19 protein-coding genes and 1 pseudogene are annotated in these 20,887 nt (G+C 64.3%); 9 read left to right on the top strand and 11 right to left on the bottom strand.

Features of this window, described 5'->3' with window-relative positions; all coding sequences use genetic code 11:
• The first annotated feature begins 132 nt into the window (after nt 1–132).
• The 4 genes and pseudogenes from DS839_RS19915 to DS839_RS19900 all read left to right on the top strand — a co-directional run bounded on the left by DS839_RS19915 (nt 133) and on the right by DS839_RS19900 (nt 5,042).
• On the top strand, nt 133–3,327 hold the full coding sequence (locus DS839_RS19915) for a PAS domain-containing protein (protein WP_119272216.1): 3,195 nt from the start codon (nt 133–135) through the stop codon (nt 3,325–3,327).
• Nucleotides 3,324–3,965 (top strand): response regulator transcription factor, encoded by a 642-nt coding sequence (locus DS839_RS19910; RefSeq protein WP_119272215.1) that lies wholly within the window; start codon nt 3,324–3,326, stop codon nt 3,963–3,965. Before DS839_RS19915 ends, DS839_RS19910 begins: the two co-directional genes overlap by 4 nt.
• Nucleotides 3,966–3,967: 2 nt before the next feature.
• A pseudogene (locus DS839_RS19905) lies at nt 3,968–4,347 on the top strand (response regulator).
• Between the two features lie 2 nt (nt 4,348–4,349).
• A complete protein-coding gene (locus tag DS839_RS19900) occupies nt 4,350–5,042 on the top strand; it encodes a response regulator transcription factor (RefSeq protein WP_119272213.1) in 693 nt (230 codons plus the stop codon).
• Nucleotides 5,043–5,048: 6 nt separating this feature from the next.
• Here the strand turns inward: DS839_RS19900 and DS839_RS19895 are convergent, their stop codons facing one another.
• The gene (locus DS839_RS19895; RefSeq protein ID WP_119272212.1) at nt 5,049–6,227 is read right to left on the bottom strand and encodes an MFS transporter; all 1,179 of its coding nucleotides are present in this window, start codon (nt 6,225–6,227) and stop codon (nt 5,049–5,051) included.
• A 102-nt stretch (nt 6,228–6,329) separates the two neighbouring features.
• Nucleotides 6,330–7,358 (bottom strand): alpha/beta hydrolase, encoded by a 1,029-nt coding sequence (locus DS839_RS19890; protein WP_119272211.1) that lies wholly within the window; start codon nt 7,356–7,358, stop codon nt 6,330–6,332.
• 314 nt (nt 7,359–7,672) lie between these two features.
• On the opposite strand from DS839_RS19890, the gene DS839_RS19885 reads away from it, so the two are divergent.
• From DS839_RS19885 to DS839_RS19865, 5 genes are all read left to right on the top strand, one after another.
• Complete coding sequence (locus DS839_RS19885) at nt 7,673–8,419, top strand: alpha/beta fold hydrolase (RefSeq protein WP_368911785.1); 747 nt, start codon at nt 7,673–7,675, stop codon at nt 8,417–8,419.
• 44 nt (nt 8,420–8,463) lie between these two features.
• Nucleotides 8,464–9,219: an SDR family oxidoreductase gene (locus DS839_RS19880; RefSeq protein ID WP_119272209.1), complete on the top strand. Its 756-nt coding sequence runs from the start codon at nt 8,464–8,466 to the stop codon at nt 9,217–9,219.
• A 32-nt stretch (nt 9,220–9,251) separates the two neighbouring features.
• Nucleotides 9,252–9,659 (top strand): cupin domain-containing protein, encoded by a 408-nt coding sequence (locus DS839_RS19875; RefSeq protein ID WP_119272208.1) that lies wholly within the window; start codon nt 9,252–9,254, stop codon nt 9,657–9,659.
• A 23-nt stretch (nt 9,660–9,682) separates the two neighbouring features.
• Nucleotides 9,683–10,210, top strand: a complete 528-nt coding sequence (locus tag DS839_RS19870; RefSeq protein ID WP_119272207.1) for a carboxymuconolactone decarboxylase family protein — start codon at nt 9,683–9,685, stop codon at nt 10,208–10,210.
• Nucleotides 10,211–10,293: 83 nt separating this feature from the next.
• Complete coding sequence (locus tag DS839_RS19865) at nt 10,294–10,731, top strand: CBS domain-containing protein (RefSeq protein ID WP_119272206.1); 438 nt, start codon at nt 10,294–10,296, stop codon at nt 10,729–10,731.
• A gap of 6 nt (nt 10,732–10,737) precedes the next feature.
• Here DS839_RS19865 and DS839_RS19860 read toward each other — a convergent pair whose 3' ends face one another.
• From DS839_RS19860 to DS839_RS19820, 9 genes are all read right to left on the bottom strand, one after another.
• Nucleotides 10,738–11,505 (bottom strand): SDR family NAD(P)-dependent oxidoreductase, encoded by a 768-nt coding sequence (locus DS839_RS19860; protein WP_162918679.1) that lies wholly within the window; start codon nt 11,503–11,505, stop codon nt 10,738–10,740.
• Nucleotides 11,502–12,290 (bottom strand): SDR family oxidoreductase, encoded by a 789-nt coding sequence (locus DS839_RS19855; protein ID WP_368911753.1) that lies wholly within the window; start codon nt 12,288–12,290, stop codon nt 11,502–11,504. Before DS839_RS19855 ends, DS839_RS19860 begins: the two co-directional genes overlap by 4 nt.
• Nucleotides 12,291–12,298: 8 nt before the next feature.
• Nucleotides 12,299–13,360 carry a branched-chain amino acid ABC transporter permease gene (locus DS839_RS19850; RefSeq protein WP_162918678.1) on the bottom strand — a complete coding sequence of 354 codons (1,062 nt, stop codon included), beginning with the start codon at nt 13,358–13,360 and terminating at the stop codon, nt 12,299–12,301.
• 17 nt (nt 13,361–13,377) lie between these two features.
• Nucleotides 13,378–14,262: a branched-chain amino acid ABC transporter permease gene (locus DS839_RS19845; RefSeq protein ID WP_119272203.1), complete on the bottom strand. Its 885-nt coding sequence runs from the start codon at nt 14,260–14,262 to the stop codon at nt 13,378–13,380.
• Nucleotides 14,259–15,008, bottom strand: a complete 750-nt coding sequence (locus DS839_RS19840; RefSeq protein ID WP_438816537.1) for an ABC transporter ATP-binding protein — start codon at nt 15,006–15,008, stop codon at nt 14,259–14,261. Before DS839_RS19840 ends, DS839_RS19845 begins: the two co-directional genes overlap by 4 nt.
• Nucleotides 15,005–15,730 (bottom strand): ABC transporter ATP-binding protein, encoded by a 726-nt coding sequence (locus DS839_RS19835; protein ID WP_119272202.1) that lies wholly within the window; start codon nt 15,728–15,730, stop codon nt 15,005–15,007. Before DS839_RS19835 ends, DS839_RS19840 begins: the two co-directional genes overlap by 4 nt.
• Nucleotides 15,731–15,791: 61 nt before the next feature.
• Complete coding sequence (locus tag DS839_RS19830) at nt 15,792–16,973, bottom strand: ABC transporter substrate-binding protein (RefSeq protein WP_119272201.1); 1,182 nt, start codon at nt 16,971–16,973, stop codon at nt 15,792–15,794.
• A gap of 29 nt (nt 16,974–17,002) precedes the next feature.
• Nucleotides 17,003–18,784, bottom strand: a complete 1,782-nt coding sequence (locus DS839_RS19825) for a hydantoinase B/oxoprolinase family protein (protein WP_119272200.1) — start codon at nt 18,782–18,784, stop codon at nt 17,003–17,005.
• Nucleotides 18,785–18,798: 14 nt separating this feature from the next.
• A complete protein-coding gene (locus DS839_RS19820) occupies nt 18,799–20,874 on the bottom strand; it encodes a hydantoinase/oxoprolinase family protein (protein ID WP_119272199.1) in 2,076 nt (691 codons plus the stop codon).
• Nucleotides 20,875–20,887 lie beyond the last annotated feature (13 nt).

The following is a 20,887-nucleotide window of genomic DNA, read 5'->3' as shown; positions in this document are numbered from 1 at the left end:
GATTTCCATGAGATACGGCTGCCCATGGCCGGCGTAGGGTGGGGCGTGACATCTCCAGCCCCGATATCGAGAATACGTGCTAGACGGAGTCCTGACGACCCCCATGCTTTCCTTGTCAGGCAGGAGCAGCCGATGATGTACGTCTGGTCGCACCGCCCCCGGTTCTTGCACCTGGGGCTTTTTTTCGTGGCCTATGTCCTGGGCTGCGGATTTGCTCAGTTGCTCGCCATCGTGCCGGGTACGGGTATTTCCATCTGGCCGCCGGCCGGGCTTTTCATTGCAACACTCGTGATCGCGCCCCGGGCGAGCTGGCCGTGGTGGATACTGGCGGGCTGTCTGGCCGAGCTTTTCAGCAATTTCGTGTGGTTCCACAGTCCGCTGCCTGCCGCCTTCCTGATCTATGTCGGCAACGCGCTCGAGGCGGCGACCGGAGCATGGCTCGTGAACCGGACGTGCAGGCAGCCGGTTCGCCTGGAGACCTTGCAGGAAGTTCTCGCCTTCGTCGTGCTGGCCGCAGGAATCGCGCCCATCGTGAGTGCCACGATCGGAAGTGCGACCCTGGCGTGGTTCGGCATGCAATCGCAGACCTTCACAGGCGCGTGGCCCCTATGGTGGATCGGAGACGCAACCGGGGTCCTGATCGTGGCGCCACTGGCGCTGGTTGTGTTCCAGAACTGGCGCGGTGAAACCCGGCTCTCGCCCGCGCGTTGGGTGGAAGCTTGCATCCTGGGGCTGATCTTTCTTGGCGTCGCCGCCCTTTCCCTGAGTGGCTACCTGCCCTTCGCCTATATCATCATGCCGCCCCTGCTTTGGGCCGCGGTGCGCTTCGAGTTCAAAGGCGCCGCTGTGTCCTTGACTGTCCTGGCTCTGATCACGGCGGTGTTCACAGTATCCGACGCCAGCCAATTTGCCGGCGATCCCGAGTCCCAGAGGCACAGGCAGATCATGCTGCAGCTGTTTCTGGCCATCTCGGCCTTCTCGGCGCTCGTCGTGGCTGCCATATCCCGGCAGCACCATCAGGCGGTGCTCACCTTGCGACAGAACGAGCGGTGGCTGCAGCAGCTGATCGACACGGTCCCGGCCCTGATCTGGAGTACGACCCACGAGGGAAAGCCGACTTATGTCAACAAGCGGTTCACCGACGTAACCGGCGCCACGCTCGAAGATATTACCGCGCCTGACGGGTCGCCGTCGCTCAGCGTCATCCATCCGCTCGACAGGGCCGAGGCGGCCCAAACCTTCGCCCACTCGTTCAAGACGGGTACGCCCTATGTCATGAGATATCGCCAGCTTCGCCGCGACGGTTCTCACCGCTGGACCGAGACTCGCGCCGAGCCGCTGCGTGATGACTCTGGCGCCATAGTTGAATGGTATGGCGTGAGCGTCGACATCAACGACCAGGTGACCGCGCAAGCGGTCTTGCGCGAGCGGGAGCGGGAGCTCTCACAGCTCGTGGACATGGTTCCGAGCCACCTCTGGCGACTGACTCCCGACGGCGAGCCGACCTTTTTCAACAAGCGCATGGTCGATTTCCTCGGCCTTGACGTGGCGGATACGGAAAAGCCGGGTATCAGCCGGCTGGAAGCGGTCATAACGACCGTCATTCATCCCGACGATGCGGCGAAGTTCAGAGACGCCCTCAACCACAGCCTCGCCACCGGCGAACGCTTTTCCCTGAGATATCGCCTGCGCCGCGCCGACGGTATCTATCGCTGGATGTCGAGCAGCGCTGAACCGATGCGGGATCAGGACGGACACATCGTCCAGTGGTACGGCCTCTGTCACGACATCGACGATCAGATGCAGGCCGAGGAGACGCTGTGCGAGCGCGAACGTGAGCTGTCGATGCTCGTGGACATGGTCCCGAGCAACCTCTGGCGCCTGACGCCTGACGGCGTGACGACGCTCGCCAACAAGCACATGGCGGACTATCTGGGCATGGACCTGTCCGACAAGACCCAATTGGAGACGGCATTCAACACCATCTTCCACCCGGATGATGTGGACGCGGTGTGGGACGTCTTCGGACGCTGCCTCAGCACCGGGGAGCGCTTTTCCATGAAGTATCGACTGCGTCGTTGGGATGGCGTTTATCGCTGGATGTCGGGCCGCGCCGAGCCGTTGCGGGATCAGAACGGGCAGATAGTCCAGTGGTTCGGCCTCTGTCACGACATAGACGATCAGATACATGCCGAAGAGGCGCTTCGGCAGAACGAAAGGCGGCTTCAGCAGACAATCGACGCAGTACCGGTCCGCATCTGGAGCATGAACCCCAAGGGCGGGCCGATCTACTTCAACAAGCGGTACCAGGACTATCTCCGCTCCGTGCTCCCGAATTTCGACACGCTTGAAGAGCCGCGAGTCGAGAAATTCGTGGAAGAGCTGATTCACCCCGAAGAAGCTTCGGGCGTGATGAGCGCCTTGCGGAATTGCTTCACAACCGGCCACGGCGCCGTGATGCGGTTTCGCTGGCGTGAGAAGGACGGCGAATATCGGTGGGCGGAGTGCCGGGTCGAGCCTCGGCATGATGAGGACGGAGCGATTGCGCAATGGTACGGCGCCTCCATCGACATCGACGATGAGGTGCAGGCGCAGGAGGCGCTGCGGCGCGCATCCGAGCAGGTCGCGCAGGCGACTCGAGCCGCAAGCCTGGCCGAGCTTTCTGCTTCGATCGCACATGAGGTGAACCAGCCGCTGGCCGCGATCGTCGCCAATTCCCACGCCTGCCACCGCTGGCTGTCCGCCGAGCCGCCGAATGTCGGGCGCGCGAAGATCACCGCCGAGCGCATCACCCGTGACGCCAACTCGGCAGCGGATGTCGTCAACCGCATCCGCGCTCTCTTCCGTCGCACGCAGCAGGCCAGGTCGCCTGAGGACGTCAACCAGCTGATCGGCGAAGTCGCCCGGCTGATGGCTGACGAGACCGCGGCCAAGGACATCCGCATGAAGACGGATCTGTCACCCGACCTGCCGCCGGTTGCGCTCGACCGCGTCCAGGTGCAGCAGGTGATCGTTAACCTGATCCGCAACGGGATCGAGGCGATGGATAACGTGGCCGACGGCGCGCGGGTGCTCCGCATACGCTCACGCCGCGAGGGGCCCGACGCGATCCGCGTCGATATTCGCGACACCGGACCAGGGTTCATGGACGTCGAACGCGTCTTCGAGCCCTTCTTCACGACAAAGGAGAACGGCATGGGCATGGGCCTCGCCATCTGCCGCTCGATCGTCGAGTCGCATGGCGGACGCTTGTGGGCGGAGAGGAACGAACCGCAGGGAGCGACGTTCCTTTTTACACTGCCGGTTGAGATGAAAACGGCGTCATGACGACCAACAACCACATTGTCTACATTGTCGATGATGATCTGCGTGTCCGGGAAGCGCTCGGTGAGCTGTTGGCCTCGCACGGCATGCGCGCCATGGCCTTCGGATCGGCCGGCGACTATGTCGGCGCGGACAAGCCCGACCTTCCCGCCTGCCTTATCCTCGATGTCGAATTGCCGGATATCAACGGCCTCGACCTGCAGAGGCAGATCGCCGCGGGCGATCATCCGCCCATCGTCTTCATTACCGGACATGGCGATATCCCCTCCTCGGTGCGGGCGATCAAGCATGGCGCCGTGGATTTCCTGACCAAGCCTTTCAGTGACGCGGACCTCATGGCCGCGATCCACGCGGCGATCGCCCAGGATCGGGAAATGAGGTCGGAACGCGCCGACCTTCGTGTGCTGCGGGAACGTTATCTTGAGCTGACACCGCGCGAGCGCGAGGTGCTGCCGCTGGTGGTGAGCGGTCTTCTCAACAAGCAGGCCGCCGCTGAATTGGGAATCAGCGAGGTCACGCTGGAAATCCATAGACGGAACGTCATGCAGAAGATGGCGGCGGCGTCGCTGGCCGATCTCGTGCGTATCGCGGAAAGATTGAAAATACCGGTCACCCATTCGCGCCGGGCGGGAGGAAGTTGAACGTGAATAAACGCAGACCCGTCGTGGCGATTGTCGATGACGACCCGAGACTGCTCGAGTCGCTGGAAGACCTTCTCGAGTCCGCGGGCTACGCGGCCCGCAGCTTCTCCTCGGCGGGAGCGCTGCTCATCAGCGGGTTGTCGGGCCTCGACGTGCTCATCACCGACATCGGGATGCCGGGCATGGACGGCTTTGAGCTTCGTGACCTGGCGAAGAGGACGCGCCCCGATCTGCCGGTGTTCCTGATCACCGGCCGCCACGAGATTGTCGATCAGGACCGAGCCCAGGGAGCCGGCCGCCTTTGTTTCCGCAAGCCCTTCGATGCAAAGGTCCTGCTTGCGGCCGTTGGCGACGCCTTGCGCGACAGACAGATGGAGGATGAACATGACAATTGACCAGCCGCTTCTACGGAGATCGGCGCCGGCATCATCGCAGCGGAGGAGCGAGGCAGAGCAGCCCCTCGTCATCATTGTCGATGACGACGCATCTGTCCGGGAAGCTCTGTCGGAATTGATCCTGTCGGCGGGCTTCCAGCCGGTCTGCTTTGCCTCGACCCGCGAATTGCTTGACGCCGACGTGCTGGACAGCCCCGGCTGTCTGATCCTCGATGTGCGCATGCCGGGCGCGAGCGGTCTCGATCTGCAGCATCATCTGGCCCAGCGCGGCAACCCCAAGCCGATCATCTTCCTGACCGGGCATGGCGATATTCCGATGACCGTCCAGGCGATGAAGGCCGGTGCGGTCGACTTTCTCACCAAGCCGGTGCGGGACCAGACGCTGCTTGACGCGATCGCGGCCGGGGTCGAGCGCGATATCAAGCAGCGGGCACGCTCGCGGGTCGTGAAGGAGCATCTGAGCAAGCTCGCGCTGCTCACGCCGCGCGAGCGTCAGGTGCTGCGCCAGGTCGCGGGCGGCCGGCTGAACAAGCAGATCGCCTTCGATCTCGGCATCAGCGAGATCACCGTCAAGCTTCACCGCGGCAATGTCATGCGCAAGATGCAGCTCTCTTCCGTCGGTGAGCTGGTTCGCGTCTGGGAGACGCTGCCGGCCGACGTGCGCGACAGGGTGGAGGCCTGACCGCTGTCACGCGGGCGCGTCGGCCGGAAGTGCCGCACGGGCCGCGGTGCCGAGACGTCGATTGACGGCCATGGCAAGCCCCCAGGCGACAGCCGTGAGGGCGACACAGGCCGCGGCGAGGCCGGCATAATCCGCCGCCGCGATCACGATACCGCCCACCAGAGGGCCGGCAGCGTAGCCGAGCAGATAGGCCGAGCACGCTGCTGCGGCCCAACGCCCGCTGCGGTCGAGCGCGGCCGCGAGGCCCAACATGTAAGGGACGGAGAAATAGAAGATGATGACCGACGCCACCAGGGCCACGACATAGGCGGTCGGATTGCGCCAGAGACAGATCATGAGCGTGAAGAGTGTGAAAGCCACGCAGAAGCCCGAGATCGGGATCGCCCGCCCCCAGCGCACATTGAGCACAGTGGCGGCTCCGGCACCCACGAGACCGACCAGCGACCCGACGGTCAGCACATAGCCGACCGCGCTCGTATCGAGGCCCGCGCGCTCGCCCAGGGGTGCGATGAACGCGTACAGCGCGGCTGAGGCGGCGAGATAGAGCATGATCGACGCGAGCGTCATGATGCCGAGCAGCGGAGAGGTTGGCACTCGATCCGCTGTAACAGCGTCGCCGCTTTTGGCGCGATCGTCCGGAATGAGGAGCAGGAGCGGCGCAAGCGCAAGGGTCACGCCGGCGATCAGCGCGAGGGTCCCGTGATGCGCGTGGGCCGCAGTGAGCTGCCCCCCGACAGCGAAAAGCGGGACGCTGCCCAAGGCCCAGACGATTTGAAAATAGCCATAGACCTTGTCCGGGTTGACGGAACGGGACGCGACGATGGAGAGCGAAACGGCGCACAGCGCGCCCTCGCCGACGCCGGCAAGGCCGCGCAGCAAGACGAGCGATGCGAAGGATGTGCTGAAGATCGACGCACCTTGCGCGACGAGTGCCAGCGCGACGGCAGCGAGGCTGACCCGGCGATAGGAAAGCCGGGGCAGAACCGGCGCGATGGCGATAGCGGTGAGGGCGAGCGCGAGGAACTCGACGGATGTGACCAACCCCGCATCGCGTTCCGAAAGCGCAAGACCTCCCATGAACCCGCTGACCATGAAAGGTGCCATCTGTGTGACCAGCGCACCGGTCACCTGCGCGGCGATTGCGCCGACCACGAGGGACATGGGATCGCGTTGGGTTTCGGCCATACGCGATCGTATCACCGGACGGTTCTATCCGTCGACCTATACCGACGTTCATAAGCCGAGGCGGCGGCGCGCGACCGAAATCGTTCCGCCGCCCGGCTCCGGTCAGCGGGCCGCGAAAACGTGGCGCAGATAGCCGTTTGCCTGGGCGATCGCCGCGCGCACTGCCGGTGTCTCGGCAATCGGGTTCAGCAGCATGAAGTCGTGGATCGTGCCATTGTATCTGAGCGAGGTGACGCGGACGCCGGCCTCGGCCAGCCTGCGCCCATAGGCTTCGCCTTCATCGCGCAGCACGTCGTTCTCGTCGACGATGAGCAGCGTTTGCGGGAGCCCCCGCAGCTGCTCGATGGAGGCATTCAGCGGCGAGGCATGGATGTCGCGGCGCTTCGCGATATCGGGCAGGTACTGGTCCCAGAACCAGGCCATCGCCTTCTTCGTGAGCCACGGCCCTTCGGCGAAATCGCTGTAGGATGCGCTCGACATCGAAGCGTCGGTGACCGGATAGAACAGCAATTGCGCCAAGATGTGCGGGCCCTTGCGCTCCTTCGCCATCAGCGCGACGGCGGTCGCCATGTTGCCGCCGACGCTGTCGCCGGCGATCGCCAGGCGGCTGACATCGGCGCCGAACTCGTCCGCATGTTCGGCGACATATTTGGCGACGGCGTAGCTCTGCTCGACGGCGGTCGGGTAGCGGCTTTCGGGGGACCGGTCATAGTCCACGAAGACGATGACGGCATTGGCGCCGGCCGCGAGCTCGCGGACCAGCCGGTCATGTGTCTCCTTGTCACCCAATACCCAGCCGCCGCCATGGATGTAGACGACGACCGGCAAGGCGCTTGTGGCACCAAGGGGCCGCACCACGCGGATGTTCGTGCGCCCGTCCGACCCGACCTCCAGCACGCGATCCTGGCTGGCGACATCGAGCAACGGTACTTGCGTCGATCTCTGCACGGTGGAAAGGACGGAACGCGCGGCCTCGGGTGTCAGCGTGTAGAGCGGTTTCGCCCCCTGGAGGCTGTCGACGAATATTTGGGTCGATGGTTCGAGCTGTTGCGCTTCGGCCGGCAGGGCGGCCAAGGCGGTTGCCGAGGCGAGCATGGCGGCCGCCACCGGCTTTTTGAGGCTGTGAGACATGTGCGTTTCCTTGCATGGGTTGCAGTGGGTCGAGCGTGGATGTTCGCTCCGGACGTCATGTGCCCATACAAGATGCCCGCCGGCTATCTGCACGGATGGCGACGTCTGCCGGTACCAAGGATTGCGGCGTCAGACTTGACGTGGCGAGGATCGCCCAATCGACCGGCCTGCCTGCCCTAGACTTTGGCATGGCATGGGCAAATCCACCGTTCGATAGGCATGGCCCGCCGGGCGGCGCATTCTCTGCGGCATACCAGCCATACGGGAGGATGCACGTGCAAATCACACTGAGAGTGCTGGCGCTTGTCGCAACGATGACCCTCTTGGGCAGTGCCCAGGCGCAGGCCCAGGATCCCCAAGGCAAGCCGACGATCGTGCTCGTCCACGGCGCCTTTGCGGAAACGTCGAGCTGGAACGGCGTCATCGCCGAGCTGAACCGGCGCGGCTATGTCGCCATCGCCGCCGCAAACCCGCTGCGCAGCGTCGCCAAGGACGCGGCGGCGATCTCGGCCGTCGTTCAGTCCATCCCCGGGCCCGTCCTGCTGGTCGGTCATTCCTATGGCGGACCGGTCATCACCGCGGCCGCCAACGGCAATAGCAATGTGACGGCCCTCGTCTATGTGGCGGGCTTCGCGCCGGACACGGGCGAATCCGCTTTGACGCTCTCGGAGAAATTCCCCGGCAGCACCTTGGGGAGCGCCATCACGCCGGTCGCCCTGCCGGATGGCGGACGGGATCTCTATATCGAGCCTGAAAAGTTTCACGCCCAATTCGCCGCCGACGTCCCGGAAGACGAGGCGCGCCTAATGGCCGCCACCCAGCGCCCCGTCACGCAAGCGGCCCTCGCCGAGGCTGCGGGCGCCGCCGCCTGGAAAACGCTGCCCTCCTACGTGATCTACGGCTCCGCCGACCGCAACATCCCGGCAGCCGTGATGGCCTTCATGGCGGAGCGCGCCCATGCCGTGAAGACCGTGGTCATCGACGGCGCGTCACACGCGCTCATGGTCTCGCATCCCAAGGAGGTCGCGGCATTCATCGAAGAAGCCGCTTCGGCGAAGTGACCTCGAGAACGCAACGCAAATCAAACTTGAAGAGGAGATCGAACATGAAAATCGTCGTCATAGGCGGCACCGGCCTCATCGGATCGAAGACCGTGGAGAGGCTGCGCAAAAAAGGGCACGACGTGCTGGCGGCAGCCCCCAATACCGGGGTCAACACCATCACGGGCGAAGGTGTCGCGGAAGCCGTCGCCGGCGCCGGCGTCGTGATCGACCTCGCCAACTCGCCCGCCTTCGATGAGAAGTCGGCGCTCGAATTCTTCCGCACCGCCGGCCACAATCTCTTGGCGGCCGAGATGGCCGCCGGCGTCAAGCATCACATCGCATTGTCGGTCGTGGGCACCGAGCGCCTGCAAAGCAGTGGCTATTTTCGCGGCAAGCATGCGCAGGAGGAGCTCATCAGGAGTTCCGGCATACCTTACACCATCGTCCACTCGACGCAGTTCTACGAGTTCACCGGCGCCATCGCCCAATCGGGCGCCGACGGACAGACCGTGCATCTGCCCCCGGCCCTTTTCCAGCCCATCGCGGCGGATGACGTCGCCGACATCATGGCCGACGTCGCCTTGGGCTCACCGGCGAACCACATGATCGAGATCGCCGGTCCCGACCGGGTGCGCATGAGCGACCTCGTGACGCAATATCTGAAAGCAACCAACGATCCGCGTACCCCGATTGCGGATCCCCGCGCGCTTTATTTCGGCGTCGAGCTCGACGACAGCACGCTCGTCCCGGGCGACAACCCGCGCATCGGCCCCAAGCGCTTCGACGACTGGCTCAAGCAATCGGCACGCAAGAACTGACCGCCCCCTCGCTTTCGAAACAGGAGAAACCAATGATCAAGACACTCATTTGCGCGGTAACGCTGGCGCTCATGTGCGCCACCGGCGCACAGGCTGAAGACAACAGAGCCAAGGTGACGGTGGTCTTCGACCAGGCGCTTCCCAACGTCCCCGGAAAGAGCATGAAGGGCGTGCTCGTCGAATATGCACCGGGCGGCGCATCACCCGCTCATGTCCACGCGAAATCCGCCGTCATCTATGCCACCGTCCTCGAAGGCGCGATCCGCAGCAAGGTGAATGACAAGCCGGAGAAGACCTATCACGCCGGCGAGAATTGGGTCGAGCTTCCCGGCGATCACCATGCCGTCAGCGCGAATGCCAGCAAGAACGAGCCCGCTCGCCTGCTTGCCGTCTTCGTCGTCGACACCGGCGAGACCGAGCTGACTATCTTTGAGGATTGATCTCGACCCAAGGAAAAGAGACCATGAATGTGCATACGAAGTCACCAGTGCAACCGCCGCCGGGAAATGCCGCCGGGCCGCGCGTAAACTATTTCGCGCAATCTCCCGAGTTCGCCAAGAAGCTCACCGAGCTGATCCTGGTGGCCAAGCAGGGCGCGATCGAGGAATCGATCCTCGACCTGGTCGCGATCAGGACCGCGCAGATCAATGGCTGCAGCTTCTGTCTCGACATGCATGTCAAGCAGGCCAAGATCCATGGCGAGCGCGAACTCAGGCTTTACCACCTCGCTGCCTGGCGGGAGTCGACCTTGTTCACCCCGCGCGAGCGCGCGGCGCTGGCCTGGACGGAAGTTCTCACCAGGCTTCCCGTCGAGGGCGTTCCGGACGATATTTACGAGCGCGTTCGCACCCAGCTCTCCGACAAGGAGACCTCGGATCTGTCCTTCATCATCGTCGCGAACAATTCCTGGAACCGCCTCAATATCGGCTTCAGGACCGTTCCGGGTTCGATGGACGCCAAGTACGGCCTGGACAAAGCGGCGCTCAGCTGACGCCGACAGCGGTCGAGGTGGTGCTCCTCCCCGGCTCCACCTCGACCGGTTCTTCACGGGTGACGGGCCTTGAGGAAATCGACATGCGCATCGAACAGCTCATCCCTCTGACATCGGATCGCCTCAGGGTGATCGACATGGATGCGACGCTGCAGGCTGCCGCTCATTTGCTTTCCCATCCTGGAATAGGATTGGTCATCGTCTGCGGCGGGAACGGCAAGGCGGCGGGGGTGCTCAGCAAGTCCGATCTCGTCCGCCACCTGGCACACCGGGACCCGGCCAGGTCATCGGTAGCGGCTCTCATGAGCCGGGACATCGTCGCCTGCACGCCCGAGGACGAGGTCTACGCCGTCTGGCAGACCATGGCGGAGCGGCGGCTCCAGAACATGCCGATCCTCGGTAGGGACTCGATACCCATCGGCATTCTCGATATCCGCGACGCCATGAAAGCGCTCTTCGAGCAGGAGCGATATCAGGAGCGCATGCTCTCCGACTACGTGGCGGGACTGGGCTACCACTGAGACTGGTCAGTGTGTCCCGGTCATGCCGCCGTCGACGACCAGGGCATGGCCGTTGACATAGCCCGCGGCCCCCGACGCCAGGAAGACCACCGCATGCGCAACCTCGTCCGGCATTCCCCAGCGGCCGGCCGGCGTCTTCGACCTGACCTTGGCATCGAAGTCCGCGTCGTTCTGCAGCGACAGGTTGATCTCGGTCTTGATATAACCCGGGCAGATGGCGTTGACGGTGATGCCGTCGGAGCCGAGCTCGGCGGCGAGCGCCCGCGCCAGTCCGATCACGCCATGCTTGCTGGCGGTATAGGCCAGAGCGGCCCGCTTGCCTTGCAGGCCCAGGATCGAAGCGATCATGATGATGCGGCCATGCTTGCTGGCCACCATCCCGCGGGCCGCTTCGCGCGACACCACATAGGCAGCGTTGAGATTGACGTCGAGGACGCGCCGCCATCCATCGCTCGTGCTGTCGAACAGCGGGCTGCGATCGATGATGCCGGCATTGTTGACAACGATGTCCGGACTTGTGTTCTGCGCTCTTTCCGCATCGAACCAGGCGGCGACGAGATCCTCGTGGGCCACGTCCAGTTCCAGGATTTCCGATCCGATATGCGGATTCGGTAATGATAGGCGCGTTCTTTCAAGCTCGCCGCGATCGCGGCCGCACAGCACCGTCATGGCTCCGGCGGCATTGAGCGCCTGGGAAATGGCCCGGCCGATCCCGCGCGAAGCGCCGGAGACGAAGGCGCGGCGTCCGGTCAGGTCGAACGGTCCGCCGCTCACTTGCCCTGTCCGATCGTCAGGGGACCGCGGTAGCTTTCGAAATTGCCGCAGACCCCGATCGACTGCCCGCTCACGAAGCGGGCGCCGTCGGAGGCGAGGAAAAGCGCCATATTGGCGACGTCTTCCGCTTCGACCGCGGTGTGCATCGACACATTATGCAGGATTCGCGGCATGTATTCCTCGAGCGTTTGCCCCACGACTTGGGCCTGTTCGGCCAGAACCCGCCGGACCCGCGTCCCATTGACGACACCCGGCAGGATGGCGTTGACCCGTATATTATGATCGCCAAGCTCGACGGCAAGAACATCGGTAAAACCCCGCACCGCATATTTCGACGCCGAATAGACCGAGCGCCGCGGCATGCCCATGCGGCCGGCGGTCGAGGAGATGTTGAGGATGACGCCCGCTTTCTGCGCCTTCATGACCGGGACGGCGGCGCGGACGCAATAGAATTGGCCATTGACATTGACCTCCATGGTCCGCCGCCACTCATCGTCGGTGATCTCTTCCACGGGTTTGGTCGGGCCCGAGACGCCGGCATTGTTGATGAGGACGTCGATGCCGTCCAGCCAGCTTATCGCCTCGGTCATGAAGCGCCCGGCGGACTCCGGTTCGCCGATATCGGCCTGCCAGCAGCGGATGGCCGCAGACATGTCCTGGGCCGTGGCACATGCCGGATCGATGTCGCATGTGGCGACACTTGCCCCCGACTTCGCAAAAGCATTCGCGATCACGCGCCCGATGCCGCTGCCGCCCGCCGTCACGACGACCTTGCGCCCGTTCATTTCGATATTCACAGATAGCCACCCTTTCTTTCATGTCGGACGTGGGCCGCGGTCGAACCGAACCAGCTCTCGGGGAATGGGATGTCGCGCCCGGCGAAGAGCCCGCGCGGCCGCAGCAGCAGAACCAGAAGCAGAATGATGCCGAGCGCGACCTGGCCGAAGCCCGAAGGTGCGGTGACGTCGATCCCCAAGAGCGATATGCCGCGCTCGAGCTGCCGCAGGATTTCGGAAACGGCCGCGACCAATATCACCCCGCTGACGGCGCCGGCGAGGCTCCGCATGCCGCCGACGATCAGCATGGTGAGGGTGAGGAAGGTGAGATTGAGGTAGAGATTGGCCGATGTCGTGAGCGCACCGCTGAAATGGCCCTGCAAGAGGCCGCCGACGGCGACGATCGCCACGCTGACGATGAACCCGACGAGCCGCATGCGCACCACGGAGACGCCGGCGGCGCGCGCCGCGACTGGGTCTTCGCGCGTGGCCCTGAGCATCATCCCCCAGCGCGACGACTGGAAGACGAAGGCGACGATCATGGCGGCGATCACGACGGCAAGCGCCGTATAGGGGCCGACATAGACCGGCAGTCCGACGAGCGAAGCCGTGCCCTTCGTCCAAGACGTCCAGTTGTTGTAGATCACGACGACGACATTGAGGAAGGCGAAGGTCGCGATCGAGGCGGCGATGCCGGCGAGGCGCATCAGCGCCGAGCCGATGATCAGCGCGAGGATGACGGCAATGACGGTCGCCGCAAGCGCCGCCCAGACGGGATGGAGCTGGACCTGCTGCAGCCAGAGCGGTATCTCCGGCAGGATGATCTTCTTGAACTGCGGCGGAATGGTCAGCCAGGCGGAGAGATAAGCGGCGATCACCATGAAGCCGGCATGGCCGAACGACACGATCCCGCTCTGACCGATGAAGACGTAGAGGCCTATGACGATCGTCATCTTGATCAGCGCGTCGGTGACCACGCGGGCTATGATGGGGCTGCTCGTCGCGAGGACGATCGCGAGCGCCGTCACGACCACCGCCGGCACGAGGAGCGGCCAAAGGGACCGGAGGATCCGTGTCATCTTGCCCTGCTCCATCGTCACACGCGCTCTTGTGCGGTGCGGATCATGATCAATCCACCCGGCCTCACGACCAGCATCAGCATCACGGCGCCGAAGACGAAGGCTTCGCGGAACGGCTGCAGCGACGGAGGCAAGGCGAGCTGCAGCGCCGTCGTGATGAAGCCGACGAGAAACCCGCCCAGCGCGCAGCCCACCAGGCTGCCCATGCCGCCGATCACCGTGGCGACAAAGCCGATGATCGTCAGCGACTGGCCGAAGAACGGCGTGGTGGTGCCGGTCTGCGCCAGGAACAGCACCGATACCGTCGCGGCCAGCACCGCGCTCGCCAGGAAGGCCGCCATGATCACGCGGTTCGTGTTGACACCGACGAGCCGCGCCATCTTCACATTCTCGGAAACCGCGCGCATCTGGTAGCCGATCGCGGTGTATTTGATGATTGCCGCGAGAAGTGCCGTCAGGACGATGGTGGCACCGATCTGGAGCAGGCTCACGGCGGCGATGCGCAAGCCGAAGATCTCGATATTGCGGCTCATCTCCGGCAGGAAGTTGACGGTCCGCGCCAGCGAACCGAAAGACATCACGAAAGTGTGCTCGAGCGCATAGCTCAGGCTGAAGGATACGATCATCAATGTCGCGGGTGACGCCGTCCGCACCGGTCTGAAGACGAAGATATCGGATGCGACGGCCAGTGCCGCAACGGCGACGATGGTCAAGGCGATGGCGACCGGCACGCTGAACCCGGTCATCAGCAGAATGCAATAGGTGCCGATCATCACATAGTCGCCATGGGCGAAATTGACCAGGCCGACGACGCCGAAGATCAGGCCGATGCCGAGGGCGACGAGCGCATAGAGCCCGCCCACGCTGATGGCATCGACGAGGAACTGGACAAGATAGCTCATTTCGCAACTCCGCCCGGTCGATCGGCCTTGCCCTTGCTGAGGCCGAAATAGGCCTCATGGACATTGCCGCTGGAATGGATGTCCGCCGATGTGCCGTTGAACACGATGCGGCCCGTCGAGATCAGATAGGCCCGATCCGCGACCGAAAGGGCCCGCTCGGCATTCTGCTCGACGAGAAGGATGGTGACGCCCGAATCCCGCAATTGCCGGATGGCGTCATAGACGGCATCGATCACGATGGGCGCCAGGCCCAGCGACGGCTCATCGAGCATGAGCAGCTTTGGCGCCGCCATCATCGCCCGGGCAATCGCCAGCATCTGCTGCTCCCCGCCCGAGAACAGCCCGGCTGGATCGCCTCTGCGCTGGGCGAGCTTGGGGAAGAGAGCCGTCACGCGATCGAGGTCGCGGGCAACCTGTTCGCGATCGCGGCGCGCCGTAGCGCCGATCAGCAGGTTTTCCCAGACCGAGAGTTTGGTGAATATCTCGCGGTTCTCCGGGACCACCGAGATGCCCTGGCGCAGGATCTTTTCAGCAGGCTCGCCGAGGATCGACCGGCCGACAAGTTCGATGCTCCCGCCCGCCACCGGAACGATCCCCGCGATGGCCATCAGCAAGGACGTCTTTCCGGCACCATTGGGCCCGATCAAAGCAACGATCTCCTGCTCGGCGACATCGAGGGACACGCCGCGAAGCGCGTTGATGGCGCCATAGCTGACGCGAAGATCGGTGACCGCGAGCATCGTCATCGTGCCGACCGCCCGAGATAGGCCTGATGGACCTCGTCATGCATCCACACTTCCTTGGGCGTGCCCTGGACGAGGGTGCTGCCGCTGAGCAGCACCTGGACGCGCTCGCAAAGATTGTAGACGAGCTGCATATTGTGCTCGACCAGGAGGACGCCGCAGCTGTAGCTGTCGCGCAACTGCCGGATGAGCGTCATGAGCTCCTCCGCCTCGGCCTCGCTCAGTCCCGCCGCGGGCTCGTCCATCATGACGAATTCGGGCTTCATCACCAGCGCGCGGGCAATGCCGACGCGGCGCTCCAGGCCATAGGGCAGCGTATCGGCGATCTGCTCGGCCTGCCCGGCAAGCCCGGTCTTGTCCAGGACGTCGAAGGCGCTCTGCCGGGCTTCGGCGCGGGACTGGCCCAAAGCGAGAGCTCCGACCTGGACATTGTCGAGCACCGACAATTCCTTGAACAGCCTGACCGCCTGGAAGGTCCGCGCCAGCCCGGCCCGCGCCCGGCGTTCCGGCGTCCAGGCCGTGATGGCGTTGTTATCCATGGACACCGAGCCGCTGTTCGGCTTCTGGAAGCCGGACAGCACATTGACGAAGGTGGTCTTGCCGGCGCCATTCGGCCCGATCAGCCCCAGTATCTCGCCCTTCTTCACCGTCAGACTGACATCGCGGATGACCTTCAGGCCTCCGAAGCTCACATTGATGTCGCGTGCATCGAGCGTTTGGGTCATTGCGGCGGCTCCAGAGGCTGGTCAAGCGGGATATCCCGCCTGGCCCGCGACCCGTGCGGGATCAAAACTTCGGACGCTCGACCTGTTCCGCCGAGAACCGGCCGATCGCGGTATATTTGCCGTCCGTCATTTGCATCAACAGCAGCGGACGATTGAGATTGATATGCAGGTCGGGCTCATAGCTGGTGGGGCCGATCAGCAATTCTTCGTTCTTGAAGGCATCGAGGGCGGCTTTGACCTTGTCGCTTTCGACCGTGCCGGCCTTTTCGATGGCGCGGGCATAGGCCTCGACCGCGCTATAGCCGGTGATGACGTGGCCCATGGGTGCCGCCTCGCCGAACTTCTCCTGATAGCGCTTCATGAATGCCTCGATCTTGGGATCGGGGTCGTTGCCGAAGATCGAGGCATAGACGGCGATGTAGTAGTTGCTCAGATTCGGCACCGCGCCAAGCCAATACGAGCCGTCCATCGATTCGGAGCCGACGACCGGATTATCGACGCCGGCCGAACGGAGCTGGCGCAGGACCGAGCCATTATTGGTGAAGCCGCACCACATGATGAAGTCGACGCTGCCGGCGACTTCCTTGATGCGCGTGATCTGGCCGGCGATGGAATTGTCGTTGATGCCGTTCCAGGTATCGCGGCCCTTGATCGAATCGGCCCCGGCGAGCGCCGTCCAGCGGCTTTCGAAGTGCTCGCACAGCGACTTGGTATATTCGATCGCGGTGTCCTTCATGATGTAGGTCGTCTTCCAGCCTTTCTGGCCATGCGCCCACTCCGCCAGAAGCGCGCCCTGGCCATTGGTCGCCAGCGACATCGTATAGGCCGTGGGACCGATGCCCTGGGCGCCGAATTTGGGATCGGCGGCGCAGGTCGAGAACACGATCTTGCCCATGCCGCCGGCCGTCATCGCGGCGGGTGCCGCGAAGTCGTAGTCGCAGGCGACGATGACCATCTCGGCGCCTTCGGCGATGACTTCCGATGCCGCCGTGGGTCCGAGCGAGGGATCGGATTTCGTGTCGCTGACCACCAGCTTGAGCTGCCGGCCGAGTACGCCGCCGCGCGCATTGATGTCTTCGACGGCGATTTCAGCGCCGCGGCGACCGCCGAGATCCCAGGGCGAGAGGATGCCGGTCTGTCCGGAGGCGACGCCGATCACCAGCGGATCCTCCGCCATGGCCGGCACGGCGAGTGTGCCGAGGGCCCCGAGCGCAAGCACGACTGTCTTCAATGATAGGTTCATCTGACTACTCCTTGGCGTTTCCCTTGGGTTTATTGGGCGGTCTGTTCGGCGAGCTCTGCCCGCTTCCTGCGGGTCTCGTTCTCATTGATCTGGAATTTTTCATCGAGGACCACGCCATAGACGCGCGCCGCGCGCTCGCGCGTGATCCATCCTTCTCGGGCATTGTGAGCGACGCGCTGCGGGTCGCGTTTGAGCGGCGAGCCGAAGCCGCCGCCGCCGCAGGTCACCGCAAGGATGCGCTCGCCGGGCGCCAGGGTGGTCGAGGTCACGCCGGGCAGCGGCTCGAGCGTGCCGTCCACCCGACGGCGATATTGCTGCGCATTGCCGCCCGTGCCGCCGCCGCGCACGCCGCGTGGCGGATTCTGAGTGCCGTCGGACACGAAGTTGACATCCATCGAGCAGTCGACCGGGCCATATTCGGCCGTGCTGCTCGGGGCGCCGTTATAGGTGCCGGCCCCCTCGGTGTCGGTCACCAGGCGCTTGTCATAGACGCGCAGCGGATAATGCAGCTCCGACACCTCGATGCTGTCCTGGTAGAGCATGCCGGCATTGCCGGCATGCGCGATGGTGATCCAGGCATCCTGCGTCGGCGACGCGGCGCCGCCGGTGTGAACGACGAAGAGCTGGTTGACGAAGGCGCGGTTGCGGCGCGGATCGACGCCCGACACCACCGCCATGGTCCCGGGCAGGATGGCGCCGGCTTCCGCTTGCCCCGCATGTTCACTGAGCTCGGCAATGGCGGTCTGCACCGGATTGGTGATGCGGTCCGCGACATTGGTGGTCGCCACCGAGCAGCTTGTCGGATGCTTGGGGGTGCCGACGACTCCGCCCTCGCGCAGAAGTATGTCGAGGCGCCGGAAAGCGCCGGCATTGCGCGGCACGTCATCCGGGATGGCGTTCAGCACGCCGATCATCGCGGCCGTGCGGGTGCAGGCTTCGCTCACATTGAGGCCGCAGGGCAGCGAATCGATATTGTCGCGCAGGTCGACGGTGATGCGCGCCGCCGCCGGGTCCACGGTCACCGTCGCATTGATCTTGATCCCCTCGGAGGGCGTGCCGGGTGTCGGATCGTGGGTGGAGGATTTGGTCACCTTGCCTGCGGGCAGCTTCCTGATGGCCGCCGCCATCAGGGTTTCCGAATATTCGAACCAATCCTCGACATACTGGTCGAGCTCGTCCCAGCCGATCTCGGCGGCAAGGTTGATCACCTCGCGCTCGGCGATGCGGGCGGCACCCACCATGCCCAGATAATCGCCCCACCATTGGTCGGGAACACGGATGCGCAAGCGGCAGAGCCGGATGATGTCCTCGATGTCCTTGTAGTCGCGCTGAACCTGGGTGGCGGCGAAGATCAGCGCGCCCTCATTATAGACGTCCTTTGCCGCGCCCATGTAAGTGGTCGGCAGCGAGTTGCCGATATCGGCCTGATGCGCCTTCACCACGGCGGTGTAGCGGTGGCGGCCCTTGCCGTCGAAGATCGGCACCAGGATGCTGAGATCGGCCGCATGCGAGCAGCCGTGATAGGGCGAGTTGTGCAGGAACGCATCGCCGGGCTTGAGCTCCGGATGCAGCTCCTTCATCGCCTTGGCCATCAGGTCCGGGCCGGACAGCACATGGATCGGTATGCTCTCCGCCGTCGCGAGAAGACGGCAGTCGGCGGTGACGACGCAGCAGGAGAAGTCGCGCGCCGTTGCCAGAACCCCCGACCGGCCGGTCCTGAGGAGCGTATTGGCCATCTTGCGGGCAATCCCTTCCCAGCGGTTCGACAGGATCGCCAGACGAACGCCATCCACTTTTTGACGATTTTCCATGGAGCTCTCCCGCCCTAATTCATTTCCGCAAGATTCATGATCAGCGACCCAGAGGCCGTCTTGACGACTTCGACGCCCGGATTGACGACGACGGTGGTCAGCGAGGACTCGACGATGGCCGGCCCCTTGGCGCGCCATCCCGCGTCGAGCCGATCGAGCACGCTGACCGGCGCCTCGACATGGCCATGTCCGGGGAAATAGCATTTGCGCAGGGTCCGGCCGTTCGCGGCGGCGAGCTCCTTCGAAACGCGTCCGGTTCCGCGGTCGCGCAGCTGGCAGCGCACATGGGCCTGCCAGCCGACGACCTCGATATGGGCGCCGCGATCGGCAAAGGCGAAGAGCTCCTCATGCGCGGCATGGAAGCTGTCGATCACCTTCTTGAGGTCTTTCTCGCCCGCGAGCTTCGCTGAGTGGAGCGGCGCCTCGATATCCCAGACCTGGCTCGGATAGTGGCCTTCGATGCTGTATTCGACGCTGTGCCCGATCACCTCTTCGCCGGCCGCGGCGACGAAGGCGTCGCACTTGGCCTTGAGCTCGGCCAGGACCTGGTTCGCCAGAGGGAAGGAGAACTTGTCGGTGCTGATATGCTTGGTGATGTTGAAGTGGCGCGACAGATCGCTGATCAGCGCACCGGCGGCGCTCAGCGCCGCCCCCGTTTCGGGGATGATGGCCGTCGGGCAGTTCAACCGCTTTCCAATCAAGGTGGTGTTGAAGCCCGCGGCACCGCCGCCGCCGATCAGCACGGCCTTGGACGGATCGATGCCCTGTTTCACCGTCAGGTCGTCGATGGCGTTCACCATGTTCTGGGTCACCACGTCCATGATCGCGGCGGCTGCCTCTTCGATCGAGAGCGAAAGCGGCTTCGCGACACGCGACTCGATCGCGGCCCTTGCCGCCTCGAGGTCGAGCGCCATGGCGCCGCCGAGGAAATTCTCAGGGTCGAGATATCCAAGGGCGAGTGCCGCATCGGTGACCGTCGGCTCGGTGCCGCCGCGGCCATAGCAGACGGGACCCGGCACGGCGCCGGCGCTCTTGGGGCCGACGCGCAGCATGCCCCCGGCATCGACCGATGCGATCGAGCCGCCGCCGGCGCCGACCGACTTCACGTCGACCGAGGGGAAACCCGTCATATGGCCGCGGAAGGGCTGGCCGATCCAGGTTTCCCGCGACCAGGGAATGCGGCCGCCGCGGATGAGGGATACGTCATAGGTCGTGCCGCCGGTATCCGCCACGATCGCGGTCTGCATGTCGGCATCCATGCCGGCATAGTATCGGCCCGCGACCGGGGCCATGGCGGGGCCGGAATTGATCGAATGTATCGGCGCGAGCGCGATTTCCTCCGCATCCATCACGCCGCCCTGCGAGGTGACGACCAGCACGCGGCCGGGAAAGCCCGCCTCCTTCAGGCTCTGGGCGAGATTGCGCATATAGGATCCCATCAGCGGCTTGAGCGATGCATCGATCGCGGCCGAGGACGTCCGCCGGTATTCCCGGATGATCGGGTTGATCTGGTGGGACAGCGTCACCGGGATTCCCGGCAGCAACTCCGCCAGCATCTCGCCGACGCGCAGCTCATGCGCGGGATTGGCGATCGACCACAGGAAGCTCACGGCGACGGCCTCGACGCCTTCCGCCTTCAGGCGCTGGATCGCGTCCCGCACCGAGCCTTCATCGAGAGCTGTCACGATCTCGCCGGTCGTGCCCACGCGCTCTTCGATCTCGAATGTCAGATGCCGGGGAATGTAAGGCTCAGGGTATGGAACCTTGAAGTTGAAAGGCTCGATCCGGCCGCCCTCGCGGAACACCAGCACGTCGGGATTGCCCTTGGTGGTCAGGAGCGCCGTGCGCGCCGTCGTTCCGGTGACGATGGCGTTGATGGCGCGGGTCGTGCCATGGATGAAGATCTTGCCCTTTGCCAGCAGGTCATGGCGTGTGATGCCCATGGCATTGGCGGCGACCTGCACGGAATCGAGGACACCCGTGATCGGATTCTCGGGCGTCGTCGGAGCCTTGAACATATGCAGGGCGCCAGCTTCGTCCTCGACGATCAGATCGGTGAAGGTGCCGCCGGTGTCACAAGCAAAACGCATGCGATGAGGTCCT

The organism is Taklimakanibacter deserti (assembly GCA_003574785.1).
The sequence above is the reverse complement of the archived record's forward strand: the minus strand, read 5'-3'. Positions and strand labels throughout refer to the sequence as shown.